Annotated in this window: 10 protein-coding genes; 3 read left to right on the forward strand and 7 right to left on the reverse strand. The window is 71.6% G+C overall.

Going from position 1 to position 14,081, the window contains the following annotated elements; translation table 11 throughout:
- Positions 1-31: 31 nt before the first annotated feature.
- The 4 genes from KF708C_RS11490 to KF708C_RS11505 all read right to left on the reverse strand — a co-directional run bounded on the left by KF708C_RS11490 (position 32) and on the right by KF708C_RS11505 (position 5,342).
- Entirely contained in the window at positions 32-850 is an 819-nt protein-coding gene (locus KF708C_RS11490; RefSeq protein ID WP_059411902.1) for a GntR family transcriptional regulator, read from the reverse strand.
- Between the two features lie 252 nt (positions 851-1,102).
- Positions 1,103-2,053 (reverse strand): DUF535 family protein, encoded by a 951-nt coding sequence (locus KF708C_RS11495; RefSeq protein ID WP_059411903.1) that lies wholly within the window; start codon positions 2,051-2,053, stop codon positions 1,103-1,105.
- Positions 2,054-2,540: 487 nt separating this feature from the next.
- Positions 2,541-3,764: an MFS transporter gene (locus KF708C_RS11500; RefSeq protein WP_052165841.1), complete on the reverse strand. Its 1,224-nt coding sequence runs from the start codon at positions 3,762-3,764 to the stop codon at positions 2,541-2,543.
- A 111-nt stretch (positions 3,765-3,875) separates the two neighbouring features.
- Positions 3,876-5,342 carry an SLC13 family permease gene (locus KF708C_RS11505; RefSeq protein WP_059411904.1) on the reverse strand — a complete coding sequence of 489 codons (1,467 nt, stop codon included), beginning with the start codon at positions 5,340-5,342 and terminating at the stop codon, positions 3,876-3,878.
- 191 nt (positions 5,343-5,533) lie between these two features.
- Here KF708C_RS11505 and KF708C_RS11510 point away from each other — a divergent pair, with 191 nt between their 5' ends.
- Together KF708C_RS11510 and KF708C_RS11515 are read left to right on the forward strand one after the other, a co-directional pair.
- Positions 5,534-6,319 (forward strand): AraC family transcriptional regulator, encoded by a 786-nt coding sequence (locus KF708C_RS11510; RefSeq protein ID WP_059411905.1) that lies wholly within the window; start codon positions 5,534-5,536, stop codon positions 6,317-6,319.
- Between the two features lie 112 nt (positions 6,320-6,431).
- On the forward strand, positions 6,432-6,755 hold the full coding sequence (locus KF708C_RS11515; protein ID WP_020202232.1) for an antibiotic biosynthesis monooxygenase family protein: 324 nt from the start codon (positions 6,432-6,434) through the stop codon (positions 6,753-6,755).
- A gap of 44 nt (positions 6,756-6,799) precedes the next feature.
- On the opposite strand, the gene KF708C_RS11520 is transcribed toward KF708C_RS11515, so the two are convergent.
- Together KF708C_RS11520 and KF708C_RS11525 are read right to left on the reverse strand one after the other, a co-directional pair.
- Positions 6,800-8,434 carry a Na+/H+ antiporter gene (locus KF708C_RS11520; protein WP_059411906.1) on the reverse strand — a complete coding sequence of 545 codons (1,635 nt, stop codon included), beginning with the start codon at positions 8,432-8,434 and terminating at the stop codon, positions 6,800-6,802.
- 95 nt (positions 8,435-8,529) lie between these two features.
- Positions 8,530-9,996 (reverse strand): metal-dependent hydrolase family protein, encoded by a 1,467-nt coding sequence (locus KF708C_RS11525; RefSeq protein ID WP_059411907.1) that lies wholly within the window; start codon positions 9,994-9,996, stop codon positions 8,530-8,532.
- 546 nt (positions 9,997-10,542) lie between these two features.
- Here KF708C_RS11525 and KF708C_RS11530 point away from each other — a divergent pair.
- Positions 10,543-10,890: a hypothetical protein gene (locus KF708C_RS11530; RefSeq protein WP_059411908.1), complete on the forward strand. Its 348-nt coding sequence runs from the start codon at positions 10,543-10,545 to the stop codon at positions 10,888-10,890.
- Here KF708C_RS11530 and KF708C_RS11535 read toward each other — a convergent pair.
- On the reverse strand, positions 10,887-14,003 hold the full coding sequence (locus tag KF708C_RS11535; RefSeq protein WP_231586453.1) for a sensor histidine kinase: 3,117 nt from the start codon (positions 14,001-14,003) through the stop codon (positions 10,887-10,889). The two genes, KF708C_RS11530 and KF708C_RS11535, sit on opposite strands and share 4 nt — an antisense overlap.
- Positions 14,004-14,081: the final 78 nt, after the last annotated feature.

Genomic DNA, 14,081 nt, shown 5'->3' on the forward strand with positions numbered 1-14,081 from the left:
TGAGGGTGCTGAATCGGGACGGCCGCCGCGGTCACGGCTGCGCGGCCGGACGTGGCGGATAAGCGGGGACGGCGCCCGCGCCGGGCGCGAGCAGGTCGAAGTCGAGGCAGACGAACTCGCTCGGGAATTCGATGCGCGCGTAATAGACGATCACGCCATCCACGCAGGCATGGCGGCGCAGCTCGGCCACCGGCGCGCCGACCGGCAGCGCCAGCCGGGCCGCGGTTTCCGCGCCGGCGGCAATGACGGACAGGCGCTGGCGGGCGGCCGTGACCTTGAGCTGCGGGAAGCGGTCCAGCACCGGCACCGAGGCGCCCTGGCGGAACGCCTCCGGCTCGCGCGCGAACACGCCGGCCTCGATGTACACCTCGCTCAGCGCGAACGGCTTGTGCTCGATGCGGTGCAGGCGGCGCAGGAAGCGGTAGCCCGGCGCGCGCGCGGCGCTGCACGGCAGGCCGAGCTCGTCGGGCAGCGGCACCAGGCCGTCGGATTCGCCGAGCGCCTCGGTGCCGAGCCGCTCGCCCACCGCCACGGCCTGATCCCAGCTGACCGGCAGCGTCAGCGGGCGGCGCTCGCGGCAGCCGGCCTTGACGAAGGTGCCGCGGCCGCGCTCGCGGATCAGCAGGCCTTCCTCGTCCAGCAGGGTCAGCGCGTTGTGCATCGTCATGCGCGCCACGCCGAACTCGCGGCAAAGCTGCTCGAGCGAGGGAATGCGCTCGCCGGGCCGCCACTCGCCGCTCTCGATATGGCGGCGGAAGATGGTGGCGAGCTGGAGGTAGACGGGTTGACGGCTGCGCGAAAGCAGATCGCCGGAGGCGGCAAAGGCTGGGGGCAGCGCGGAGTTCTGCATGTTCGGCGAAAGGAGCGGCGAAAGGAGCGGCGGAAAGCTCGGCAAGCCGCGCGAGCGGCGGGCGCAGCCTGGCTGCAAGCGAGCTACTTTAGTAAGGTCTACAAACCTAGACTACTAGGGTTAACTAGCGGACCCGCAGCCGGACACGAAAAAAAAGCGCGGGAGAATTCCCGCGCTTTGCGCTCGTCCTGGTGGCATGCGGCGCGGCGCCGCCTCGCCGCATGCCGTCCTGAGGCTGCCCTGATGCCACCTTCAGGCCGCCATCGGCGACGAGCCTTCCGGCGGCCTGACCTGCATCAGGGCCGGCGCATGCATGGTGGCCGGCATGGCGTCGGGTGCGGTCAGCCAGCCTTGCACGGCCGCCTGGATGCCGTCGGCCTGCGCCTGCTTGCGACGATAGGCGGCGCGCTTCCTGGAGGGCAGTTCCATCACGTCGCGGCGCGGCTGGTCGACCGGCATGCCGATGTTGCCGCAGCCGAGCGGCACGCCGCCGTACTCCGCCCAGAAGCTTTCGTAGTCGCACAGGATCGCGCGCGGCGTATGGCGCTGGCGTCCGACGTGGTTGCGCCGGGATACCCCCACGATGCGGCGCGCGCCGAGCGCCGCCGCCAGGGCGAGCAGTGCTGCCATGACCGTGTCCTTGGGGCGCAGGCCATCGCAGGCCTTGGTCGATTCGCGGATCAGGTCGCGGCTGTGCTCGCCCATCGGGCCCTGCAGGCCGCCGACGAAGATCTCCGCGCCATCCTTGCCCTGCCGGAGGTAGAAGCTGAGCTGGCTCAGGCAGGTGCCGCTGGCGGTGTCCTGCCAGTAGAAGGCCAGTTCGCCTTCCTTGGGGTTGGGCCCCGAGTCGGCCAGGCGCAGCGCATAGCGCGCCTCGCCAAACGCGCAGGCCAGCCCGCCATGCACGTAGATGCGCTCGCACAGCGCCATCGGCACCAGCGCGCGCAGGGTGCGATAGTGGTCCAGCACCGTGTCCATGCGCGCGCGGAAGCCCAGCCCGGACACACCCAGCGGGCGGTACGGGCGCTCCAGCAGCGCCGGCCTGGCCACCGCCACGCACCGCATCAGCGCGCAGGCATCCACCGCCTGCAGCCAGGCGCGCACCGCCGCGAAGCGGAACGCCGAGCGGCAGAACAGTTTCAGGCGCTTGAGACGCGAGCGCGCGCCATATTGCGGATAACAGAACACCGCCAGCGCGCTCAATGTCGCCAGATAGCGAAAGTAGAAAAACGGCCCGAAGTCACGGAATAAACCACGGGCGTGGATTGCCGAGAGCCATTGAAGGCTCGACACTGGTCCCTGCACGGCTTGAAGCTCCCCTGTTCCGCAGCTGAGCCGGTAACCGGTCTTGTCTGTCCGCGGCATCTGACACGATGTTTACGAGACGGCAGGTCTCCCGACGGACGGGAGGCCAGGCAAATGTATCCGGCCCGTAATATTTCGTAACGAACAGTAATAGTTCCCGTTGACAGGAAAGTGGGGAATTTCTGCGGACAACAAAAAAGGCCGGCTTGGGGCCGGCCTCGCGCGCTCGACAAGATCAGCTCGCCACTTGCTGTTTCCCTCCCCGCGCGGGCAAAGGAAGGCACCGGGAAAGCGCCGGCGCCATCACGAAGTCAGCGCCTACCCTCGCCCATTCCGCGGCAGTCCGGACAATCCGGGACCAATCCGGGACCAATCCGGCCCCGGCTCAGCGGTGTGCCGCTGCCGGCCGCCGCTCCGTCGCGAAATACAGCCCCGCCAGCACCGGCAGCCCGAACCCGATCCAACTGGTCAGCATCCAGCCGCCGTGGGCGAAGGCCCAGGCCCCCAGCGCGGAGGCGATGGCGCCGCCGGCGAAGAAGATCGCCATGAAGACGCCGTTGAGCCGCCCGCGGATGGCGCCGCCGAGCGAGAAGATGGCGCGCTGGCCGACCACGAGGTTGGCCGCCACGCCGAAGTCGAGCGTGATGGCGGCGATGGTGAGCGCGGCCAGCGCCGGCATCGAGCCGGGTGTGCCGGCCATGCCCAGCAGGAAGGCGCCGGCCGCCAGCGCCATCGCCAGCGCGGTGGTGGGGCGGCCCAGGCCGCGGTCGGCCAGGCGCCCGGCGATGGGCGCGGCCACGGCGCCGGCCACGCCGGCCAGCGCGAACAGGGCGATGCCCTTCTGGCTCAGGCCGAACTCCGGTCCCGCCAGCCACAGCGGCACGGTGGTCCAGAACAGGCTGAAGGCGCCGAACATGCAGGCCTGGTAGGCCGCGCGCCGGCGCAGCACGGGCTGGGTGCGCAGCAGTTCCCACATCGATGCCAGCAAGGCGCCGTAGCGCACCGGCACCGGGCGGCGGTCGGGCAGCAGCCGCGCCAGCACGGCGGTCAGCACGGCCATGCCGACCGCCGAGCCGGCGAAGATGGCGTGCCAGCCGAACAGGTCGGTGACCAGGCTGGAGACCGGCCGCGCCAGCATGATGCCGAGCATCAGCCCGCTCATCACGTTGCCCACCACCCGGCCGCGCACGTGCTCGGGCGCCAGGTGCGCCGCAAACGGCACCAGCACCTGCGCCGCCACCGAGCTCAGCCCGATGCACACGGCCGCGGCCAGGAACACGCTGGCGTGGCCGGCCAGCGCCGCGACCGCCATCGCCACCGCGCTGGCCGCCAGCAGCGTGCAGATCAGGCGGCGGTTCTCGATGATGTCGCCCAGCGGCACGATCAGCAGCAGGCCCAGGCCGTAGCCGGCCTGGATCAGCGTCACGATCAGCCCGGCGGCCTGCGGCGACAGCCCCAGCGCGTGGCCGATCGGGCCGATCAGCGGCTGGGCGTAATACAGGTTGGCCACGATCAGCCCGCAGGCCGTGGCCAGCAGCAGCGTCATCCAGCTGGCGCCGCCCACCGGGCCGGCTTGCGTTGCCGCGGCACAGTCCGCTCTTGTCGTCATGTCGATTGCATTCCTACGGTTGAGCCGGGCCGGTCCCGCAGTCGGGCGAGCCACGGATCGAAGGTCGAGATCATGCCTCAGATGGCCCGAGCTTGCAGGCCATCGCCGCGCTCAGGGCAGGTAGCCGAGCAGGCGCCACCAGAAGTAGTCCAGCGGCAGCAGCACCAGCAGGGTCGGCGCGGCCAGCGCCAGGCACAGCCGGCTGCCGGCGCGCAGCCCCACGCCGCCGAGCTGCATGGCGATCACGATGGGCGGCGACTGGTACGGGAAGAACACCGTGGAGAACACCGGCACCTGCAGCATCAGCACGCTTTCCAGCGGCAGGCCGGTGGCCTGCGCCAGCTCCCCGGCCAGCGGCGTGAGCACGGCGGGCAGCGCGGGCAGCGTGGCCACCAGCCCCAGGGCGGCGCCCATCGCGCCGAGCGCCGCCACGTTGGCGGCGTCGTGCCCCGGCGCCAGCGGCAGCCATTGCAACAACGCCCTGCTGATCGCCAGGCCCAGCCCGGTCGACTCCACCACCGCGCCCAGGCCGAGGAAGCCGGCCACGTAGATCAGCGGCGTCAGGTGCACCTGCTCGGCCAGCATGCGCGGCGACACCAGCCCCACGCCGGGCAGCAGGCACACGATGCAGGCCGCCAGCGAGATCCACGCCGGCGAGATGCCGTGCAGCGCGTCGGTGGCGAAGCCGGCCACGGCCAGCGCCAGGATCGCCGCCAGCACGGTTTCCTGCCGGCCCGGCGCGCCCGCGTCCTGCGGCGGCGGCGCGGCGGGACGCCCCGCTTCCGGGAACAGCCGGCACACCAGCCACACCAGCAGCACGGTCTTGAGCGCGCCGAGGATGGGGAAATGCAGCAGCAGATAGCTGCCGTAGCTCAGGTTGATGCCATACAGCGAGCCGGCCGCGCCGAGCAGCACGCTGTTGGGAATGTTGGCCGGCAGGATGGTGGTGGGCGGCATGTAGCTGGCCAGCGCCACCGTCAGCACCATGCCGATGCGCCCGTTCGAGCCGGGCGCGTAGCCGAGGCGGTCCGCCAGCGCCAGCACGATGGGCATCAGCAGCAGCACGCGCCCGGTGGTCGACGGCATCAGGAAAGCCAGGCCGACCGCGCTCAGCGCCACGGTGGCGATCACCTGCCGGTAGCTGCCCGTGCGCCCGCGGAAGACGATGGCCGCCAGGCGCTGCGCCAGCCCGGTGTGGCGCAAGGCCACGCCGGTCACTGCGCCGCCGAACATCAGCCACCACGCGGTGGAGGCGAAGCCGGAGAACGCCACCGCGGGCGGCGCCACGTGCAGCAGCACCGCGCACAGGAAGAACAGCAGCGTGGTGACGGGCTCCGGCAGCACGCCGAGTGCCCAGCAGCACACGGTGGACGCCACCAGCGCCGCAGCCGTCACCAGCGGCGCCGGCAGGCCGGCGGCGCGCCCCGCCAGCCACACGGCGGCCACGCACACGGCGATGACCGCGGCGGCGCGCGCGCTGTCGGAAAGCTTGCCGGCGGGCGGCGGGCTGGCCGCGGGCCGGGCCGTGGCGGTGGCCGGACTGGTGTTGCTGATGGTGTTGCCGATGGTGTTGCTCATGGGGGCGGGCTCCGTGGCGCCTTGGCATGCCGGTCATGCTAGGCCGCGCGCGTTTGGCGGAGTTACACTTTCCGGGCAACTTCTTACGAATTCCGGCCACCGCCGGCAATCGCACCGGAATTCGCACCGAAAATCACGCCGGACCCGGTGCAGGATCTGCCCCGGGAATCCCCGCGACGAGACACCCGCCGATGACGCGCACCACCTACCAGCCCATCCCGCTGACCGAACCGACCGCCGCGCAGCCGGTCGTCGTGCACCTGCGCCTGCCGCCGCCCAACGCCATCATCCGCCGCCACCGCCACGCATGGGGACAGGTCACGCTGCCGCTGCGCGGCAGCATGCGGGTGACGGCCGGGGACACCACCTGGGTGGTGCCGCCCATGCGCGCGGTGTGGATCCCGCCGGACGTGGAGCACGAGACCGTCACGCTCGGCGATGCCGCGCTGCATGCCTGCTACGTGCTGCCGGCCGCGGCGCCGCTGTCGCTTGCGAGCTGCACGGTGCTGGAGGTGTCGGCGCTGATGCGGCAGCTGCTGGTCGCCCTCGCCGGCGCGGCGGACCTGTCGCCGCGCCGGCGGCAGTTGAGCGCCGAGCTGCTGATCGAGGAGCTGCGCGCGGCGCCCGCGCTGTGGCCCGGGCTGGCGCTGCCGGCCGACCGCCGCCTCAAGGCGCTGTGCGACGCGCTGATGGAAGCGCCCGGCTCGGCCTTGAGCCTGGCGCAGTGGGCGGCGCGCACGGGCGCCAGCGAGCGCACGCTGGCGCGCCTGTTCCGCACCGAGCTGCACACCAGCTTCGCCGCCTGGCGCCAGCAGTTGCGGCTGGCCCACGCGGTGGACCTGATGAGCCGCGGCAAGCCGCTCGGGCACGTCGCGGCCGAGACCGGCTACGCCAATGCCGGCGCGTTCTCCACCATGTTCCGGCGCGCGCTGGGACAGGCGCCGCGCGATTTCATGGCGCACCGGGCCGACACGTAGGCCGATGCGTCGGCCGATGCATGGACCGACGAATGGGCCAACGGCACCCGGCCCGGCGGGGCCTTGGTAAGATGGCCGGCCAGTCCCCTTCCCACGCGACGAGAGGCCCCCGATGCCCATTGCCGACACCCGCGCCACCCCTTATTACGCCGTGATCTTCACCTCCATCCGCACCGGGGCCGACGACGGCTACGGCGCGATGGCCGAGGCGATGGAAGCCTCCGCGTCGCGGCAGCCCGGCTTTCTCGGCGTCGAGTCGGCGCGCGAGGACATCGGCATCACGGTGTCCTACTGGGAAAGCCTCGAAGCGATCGCGGCGTGGAAGCGCGACGCCGCGCACCTGATGGCGCAGCGGCTCGGCCGCGAGCGCTGGTACGCGGCCTACAAGACCCGCATCTGCCGGGTCGAGCGCGACTACGATTTCTCGCTGGACTGATACCGCGCAACCGACACCGCGCACTCCGCCCGCGCCGGCGCGGGTCAGGCCAGCCGCACTTCCTCCAGGTCCAGCAGCCGGACCATGTCGCGCGCCACCTCGTCCGAGATTTCGCGCTCGCGCGCGAGCTTGTAGATGGCTTCGCGCGATGCCTCGATCGCGGCCCGCCGCATGGCCCGCTCGACGTCCCGCCGCACCGGCTTGTGGCCGTCGCCCGCCGGCTCCGCGGCATGGCCGAGCGGCTCGTGCAGCCCCGCCAGCACCTGGTCGACCACGTCCATGTAGCGGCGCGCCTCCAGCGAGGAATCCTCTTCGCGCTGCGCGTCGAGGATGGTCGAGATGCGGTTCACCGCCGCCCGGTGCGCGGCCTGCCGCGCGAATTCCCGCTGCCGCTGGTGCGGCGAGGACCGCGCCGGCTCGATGCCCTTGAGCAGGCGCGGCATGCCGATGCTCGCGCCGACCAGCGAGATGATGATCACGGCCGCGGCGAGGAAGATCGCGAGGTCGCGCGCCGGGAACGCCTCGCCGCCGGGCAGCAGCAGCGGCAGCGTCATGACGCCGGCCAGCGTCACCGCGCCGCGCACGCCACCCAGCGACAGCGCGAGCATGATGCGCGGCGTGGCGCGCGCCTCGGGCGGCGGCGTGGCATTGCGCACGATCCGCGCCAGCCTGACCGAGACGAAGATGCACGCCAGGCGCAGGGCCGCCAGCATGAGCCAGATCAGCAGCGCGTACACCGGCAGCAGCCACGGGTCGTCCCCGGCCTGCGTCACGGTCCGCGCCGCCGCGCGGAAGACCCGCGGCAACTGCTCGCCGAGCAGCACGAACATGATCCCGTTGAGGACGAACTGCACCATGTCCCACACCGCCTGGCGCTGCATGCGCGCGAACGCGCTGACGCGCCCCGACAGCTCCGCGTAGCTCATGGTCACGCCGGCGGCCACGGCGGCCAGGATGCCCGAGGCGCCGACGTGCTCGGCCAGGAAATACGCGGCGAACGGAATCAGCAGGCTCAGCAGCACCTCGGAGCGCGGCTCCTCGCCGAAGCGCTTCGTGAAGCCGTCGCGCAGCCGCATGACGGCCGCCGTGACGAGCGCGCCGGTCGCCAGCCCCGCGCCCGCCACCCAGAGAAACGACATCACCGCCGACGAGAGCGAGAACGCGCCGGTCATCGCCGCCGCGATGGCGATGCGGAACGCAACCAGCCCGCTGGCGTCGTTGAACAGCGCCTCGCCTTCGAGGATCGAGGTGATGCGGCGCGGCACGGTCAGGCGGCGCGTGATGCCGGCCACCGCCACCGGATCGGTCGGCGAGATGATGGCGGCCAGCGCGAACGCGACGGCCAGCGGCATCGACGGAATCATCCAGTGGATGGCGTAGCCGGCGCCGACCACGGTCATGACGACCAGCACCACGGAAAGCTGGAAGATGCCCAGCTTGTCCCGCCGCAGCATGTCCTTGGGGATGTGCCATCCGTCGAGAAACAGCAGCGGCGGCAGGAACAGCAGGAAGAAGACGTCGGGGTCGAGCCTGACGCCGCGCTCGAACACGCCGGCGATCAGGAAACCCAGCGCGATCTGGAGCAGCGGCAGCGGCACCGGCCACGGGATGACCCGCACCGCCGCGCCGCTCACCAGCACCGCGCCCAGCATGGCAATGGCAATATTGATGCTTTCCAATGCGCCCCCTTCGGCTGCCCCGTATCCGCGCCGCGCCGCGGCCTTGCATGTCCGTTCGCGTCCCCCCGCGCCCCCGCGTCCCCTCGCCTGGCCGGCTAGTGGTACGGCACGCCCAGCGTGTTCTTGTGGATGCGGCCGTCCTTCATGATGATCTTCATGTTCCTGGCCGGGTCCGCGATCAGCGTGATGTCTTCGAGCGGGTTGCCGCCGATCACCAGCATGTCGGCGAACGCGCCCGGCTCGATGACGCCCAGCGCGCCGGGATAGGGGCTGCGGGCGCCCGACAGGCCGAGCAGCGCGGCGTTGCGGCTGGTGCCGAGCCGCAGCACGTCGGCGGGACCGAACCAGCGCGCCAGCTTGGCCAGTTGCCTGCCCTGCGTCAGCGCGCCCGCGGGATTGAACAGGACGTCGGTTCCCCACGCCATGTTCACGCCGTGCTTCTGGCCAAGCTCGAACGCGCGCACCGTGCCTTCTGCGATCGCCTTCTGCTGCAGCCGCTGCGCGTCGGTCGCCTTCGGGTTGGCGTCGTCGTCGGCCAGGAACGGCTGCAGGCTCCACCACGCGCCGGCGTCGGCGATCCGGCGCACGGTCTCTTCGTCCGCGAGCTGGCCATGCTCGATCGATTTCACGCCGCACGCGATGGCCCTGCGGATGCCGGCCGAGGTGTACACGTGGGCGCAGACGTAGGTGCCCCAGTCCGACGCGGCGGCGACGGCGGCGCGCATCTCGTCCTCCGTGTACTGGACCGAGTCGAGCGGATCGAACATCGACGACACGCCCCCGCCGGCCATGATCTTGATCTGGCTGGCGCCCAGCATGAGCTGCTCGCGCACGCGCCGCAGCATCTCCGGCACGCCGTCGGCGATCGACGAGATGCCCGCCACTTCCGCCGCGCTCAGCGAGCACAGCGCCGTGCGCGGCAGTTCGCCGCGCCGGCGGAAGTCGCCGTGCCCGGAGGTCTGGGAGATCATCGCGCCCGAAGGAAAGATGCGCGGGCCCGCGATGCGGTGCTCGTCGATCGCCTGCTTGAGCGAGAACGACGGCCCGCCCACGTCGCGCACGGTGGTGAAGCCGCGCAGGACGGTCCGCTCGGCTTCCTGCGCCGCGAGAAGGTAGATGTAGGTGATGTCGGCCGTCATCGCCACGTTCAGCGGCACCGCGGCGAGAATCGAATGCCAGTGCGCATCGATCATGCCGGGCATGACGACGTGCCCCGCGCAGTCGATCACCTGCGCATCGCCCGCGTCCTGCCCGGCCGGAACGAGGCCCTCGATGCGGTTGCCCGCGACGATCACGTCGAGGCCCTGCAGGAGCGCGTCCGACTTGCCGTCGAAGATCCGCGCGCCCCTGAGCCGCGTCGGGCGCGCCGCGGCCTGCGCCGGCACCGGCGCCGCCAGCGCGGGCCCGCCCGCCGCGGCGCCGGCCGCGAGCTCCTGCATGGGCAGGCGGCCCGATGCCGCCTCGCCGAGCCGCCGCAGGACCGCATGCGTCAGGTCACTCCGGCAACGGCACCGGGAGTTGTACGCCAGACGCTGACTCTCATTGCCAATCATGTTCGTCATTCCGTTCTCCGCGGCTTGCTGTGGCAGCAGGCTGCATTCTCTCACTGCCGGCGAATCTTTCGCAAACTGGATTTCGCGATGGCGCGATACCGCGCCGGCATGCGCGCCGGTTTGACACACTGCGGACATAACGCACCGGATTGGGGCGCAGTGAATCGGATATGTGCGATAGGACAACGTCGGCCAATGCGAAAAAGAACGATATGCATGACCACGATCCATCGCCATAAGCCCGCCGCGCCTTTCACCGCGAATTGGTTCAATTTTTTTATGACACGGAATGCCTAGGGATTGCCCTGCTTGCGGTCATTTCATGATGCGCACAGAATTTATTCAACCGGGCAATGATTAATCTTTAAATCCCGGCGCATCGATTTTTCATTCATTAAACCATTCTATCAACCACTCAATCGGCCAATCAATTGGTCATTCAACCGGCCATTCAATTACCAGGCATGATCTCGATTTCCATGTGCAGCGGCTAATCGCCAGTCTTCCGACGGACATGTCGATTGCCGCGACGCACCTCATCTCGCGGAGGTTTCCATGGCACGCCATTCGATCGTCTCTCACACCCTCCTTGCCTCGTCGCTGTTCGCAGCGCTGCTCCTCTCCTGCGCCGCCGCCAGCGCGCAGACGGGCGGGACCATCCGCTTCAGCGGCGCGCTGGTCGAGCCGCCGTGTTCATTCAGCGTGCGTCCCGCGGACAGCGAGCGGATGCGGTTCCACACGGCCTGCCCGCGCCCGGTCGCCGGCAAGGTTGCCTTCACCGGCACGCCCGGCCACCTCCCGGCGCGCCACGTCGGGTTCACGCACCGCACGCAGTCGATCGGCCTGCCGGCGCTCGCCGCCGCGCGCCATTCCCGGATGACCGCGGTCATCACCTACCGCTAGCCGCCGGCATCGACCCGCCCGAACCCGGCATCGCGCGTCATGCGCGCGAGCGCCGACGATGCCCGGCCGCGCACCTCGGCGAGCGCCTGCGCGAGCTCGCCGGGGGTGGCGCCGGAGGTGACTTCGGAAGTGACGCCGGAAATGACGCCGGAAGCGGCGTCGGGCCGGTCCGCCAGCAGCGCTTCCAGCCGCGAGCAGGCCTCGACCACGTCCGTGGCATGCAGCATCGCGAACGCTCCCTTGATGGAATGGGCCTCCGCCGACACGGTTGCCCGGTCGTCTCGCGTGATCGCGCTCGCGGCGGCCTGGAGCGACTGCGCGGTGCGCTGCTCCAGCGTGCCGAGCAGCATCTCGGACAACGCGGCATCGGCGCCCGCGGCGTCCGCCTCGATGGCGGCCTCGGCGCGCGGGTCGGCCGCCAGGCTCAGGTAGCGCCGCGCCGCGGCGTCGATGGAGGCCAGCGACATCGGCTTGAGCAGCACGCCGGAGATGCCCGCGTCGCGCAGGCGCTGCGAATCGGCGGCCGTGACGTCCGCGGTGATCGCCACGATCGGCGTGCGCGCGCCCTGGTTGCGCAGGCACGTGGCGAGCGTGTAGCCATCCATGACCGGCATCGACAGGTCGGTCAGCACCAGATCGTAGTGGCGCTCGTTGAAATGGCGCAGCGCGACCAGGCCGTTCTCGACGATGTCGCCGGTATAGCCCAGCGCGTCGAGCTGGTCGCGGATCAGCTCGCGGTTGACTTCGTGGTCTTCGGCCACGAGCACGTGGATGCCGCGCGCGTCGTGCCCGTCGCCGGCCGCGGGCGAGGCGTCGTCATGCGCGGGCGCGCCGCCCGCGGCCGGCCGCAGCGGCAGCGTCACCGTGAAGGTGCTGCCGCGGCCCGGCTCGCTCGCCACCGCGATGGTGCCGCCCATTGCCCCGGCGATGCGCCGGCACAGCGCGAGCCCCAGCCCCGTTCCGCCGAAGCGGCGCGTGACCGACACGTCGACCTGGTCGAACGCATCGAAGATGCGCGCCTGCTGCGCGGCCGCGATGCCGATGCCGGTATCGGCCACGCGGATCCGCAGCGGCGCCGCCGCGCTGTCCGCGCCATCCGTGCCATCGGCTGCCGCATCGACGTCGACCGACACGCGCCCCCGCTCGGTGAACTTGATGGCGTTGCCCAGCAGGTTCGCCACGATCTGGCGGACCCGGCCCGGGTCTCCCGTGTGCCAGCGCGGCAGCGCCGCGTCGAAATGCGCCTCCAGCGCGAGTCCCTTGCGCTGCGCCAGCGGCATGAACATCGCCACCGTTTCGCGGATCAGCGCCGCAACGTCGAAGCGGATCGGCTCGAAGCGCATCTCGCCGGCCTCGATCTTGGAGAAGTCGAGGATGTCGTTGAGGATGTCCAGCAATGCCCGCGACGACGACGCGATGGTGCGCACGCGCGGCGCCACGGGCGCCGCCTGCGGCAGCCGCTCGAGCAATTCGAGATGCCCCAGGATCGCGTTGAGCGGAGTGCGGATCTCATGGCTCATCGCCGCGAGGAAAGCGCTCTTCGCCGCGTTGGCGCTGTCCGCCGCCTGCTTCGCCGCGGACAGCTGGCGCGCGAGCTGGCGCTCGGTGGTGACGTCCGCCAGCGTCGCCACCACCACCGGCTGCCCCTGGTAGTGCGACGGCGCCAGCTTCGCGGCCACGTCGATGGTGCCGCCGTCCCCGGTGGGCAGGTTCAGCTCCACGTCGAACGCCGCCGCCGCGCGGCCGCCCGGCGCGCCGAACGCGGCCGGCGCGTGCCGCCGGAGCACGTCGCCGAGCTGCCCGTCGGCCGCCGTGCCGATGCGCCGCTCCAGCGCCTGCATGTGCGCGCTTTCCAGCAGCACGGTGTTGTCGTTCGCGTTGACGAGCGCGAGGCCGACCGGCACGGTCTCGATCAGCGTGCGGCTCAGGTGCTCGCTGTCGAACACGCGCTCGGAGCGCGCGAACAGCGGCACGAGGATCTTGCGGTTGAAAAGCAGCACGAAGGTCCACAGCAGCGCGATGGCCAGGCCGGTGGCGATGGCCGGCGCGGCGCCGTCCCGCGCCACGCGCGCGGCGATGACCCGGCCCGGCACCGCGTAGGCCAGCGTCCAGCCGGTGTCGCCGAGCGGCGCGCACAGCAGCAGCATGCCGTCGCGATAGGTCCCGGCGGCGCCGGGCGCGGCAGGCCCGCGGCACTGCGCCGCCCCGGCGCCGGCCGGCGGCAGCGCCGCCGGGTCGGACGCGCTGCCCGTCACCGCCTCGGCGCGCTCGTCGGCCACGCGGTAGGCCCCGGAAAACGAGCCCGGCTCCAGCCGCTCGAGCAGCCGCTCCGGGCTGAACTCGCCGGCGACGATGCCGATCGGCCGCCCGTGCGCCGTCATGGGCGCGAGCACGCGCAGGCGCGGCCGCCCGGTGAGCGGATCGGCCCGCGGGCGCAGCCAGCGCAGCGGCCGGCTGGCGCCGCGCGGCGCCGCGGACCACGAGGCGAGTTGCTCGAGGCCCGCGCCGTAGTAGGCGGACAGGCTGGCCGGATCGGCCGCGATGCGCGGCAGCGGCGCGCCGGCCAGGTCGGGCAGCGGGCTGATGCCCACCAGCGCGGCCGCCGGCGTCACGAAATAGCCGCTCAGCCCCCACGGCAGCCCGACCGCGTCGTTCATGGTCTTGACCAGGCTGCTGCCCGCGCCCGCGGTGCTCCGCGCCACCGCGAGAAAATGGCCGGCCGCCTCGCCGCCGGCGCCCTGCCCGCGCGCCAGCCGCAGGACCAGCGCGCCGCGCGAGTCCGGCGTGACGGGGAACACGATGCGGCCGTCCTGCGCCTCGAACGCGCTCACGTCGGCGGCATCGGCGGCGCCGGTGCCCTCCCAGGCGGTCTCGATCCCGACGGCGGCGATGCGCACCCGCGTCTCGCTCGCCCTGACGACGTCCATCACGCGCCCCAGGTCGCGCTGGAACGCCTGCCGCTCGTCGTTGAGGTCCTCGCGCACGAGACCGGCGAGACCCAGCGCGAACGCCAGCAGGATCAGGAGCGTCAGCGCCGCCGAGCCGATGAACAGGACGATGCGCTGATGGCCGCGGACGCGGGCGAGCAAGCTGGGAGACGACGATGCAGGCATGGTAGATTACCGTTGCTCTTTGATGCGTTCGCGCATCGGGATCCAGGCACGCGGCAACGGCCCGCGGCACAGGGACAA

The sequence above is a fragment of the Cupriavidus basilensis genome (assembly GCF_000876015.1).
GTDB lineage: Bacteria > Pseudomonadota > Gammaproteobacteria > Burkholderiales > Burkholderiaceae > Cupriavidus > Cupriavidus basilensis_B.

Excerpts from the sequence above, each read along its gene's own strand:
- KF708C_RS11490 (WP_059411902.1), bottom strand. The coding sequence starts at position 850 with ATGCAGAACTCCGCGCTGCCCCCAGCCTTTGCCGCCTCCGGCGATCTG.
- KF708C_RS11500 (WP_052165841.1), bottom strand. The coding sequence starts at position 3,764 with ATGACGACAAGAGCGGACTGTGCCGCGGCAACGCAAGCCGGCCCGGTG.
- KF708C_RS11505 (WP_059411904.1), bottom strand. The coding sequence starts at position 5,342 with ATGAGCAACACCATCGGCAACACCATCAGCAACACCAGTCCGGCCACC.
- KF708C_RS11510 (WP_059411905.1), top strand. The coding sequence starts at position 5,534 with ATGACGCGCACCACCTACCAGCCCATCCCGCTGACCGAACCGACCGCC.
- KF708C_RS11515 (WP_020202232.1), top strand. The coding sequence starts at position 6,432 with ATGCCCATTGCCGACACCCGCGCCACCCCTTATTACGCCGTGATCTTC.
- KF708C_RS11525 (WP_059411907.1), bottom strand. The coding sequence starts at position 9,996 with ATGACGAACATGATTGGCAATGAGAGTCAGCGTCTGGCGTACAACTCC.
- KF708C_RS11530 (WP_059411908.1), top strand. The coding sequence starts at position 10,543 with ATGGCACGCCATTCGATCGTCTCTCACACCCTCCTTGCCTCGTCGCTG.
- KF708C_RS11535 (WP_231586453.1), bottom strand. The coding sequence starts at position 14,003 with ATGCCTGCATCGTCGTCTCCCAGCTTGCTCGCCCGCGTCCGCGGCCAT.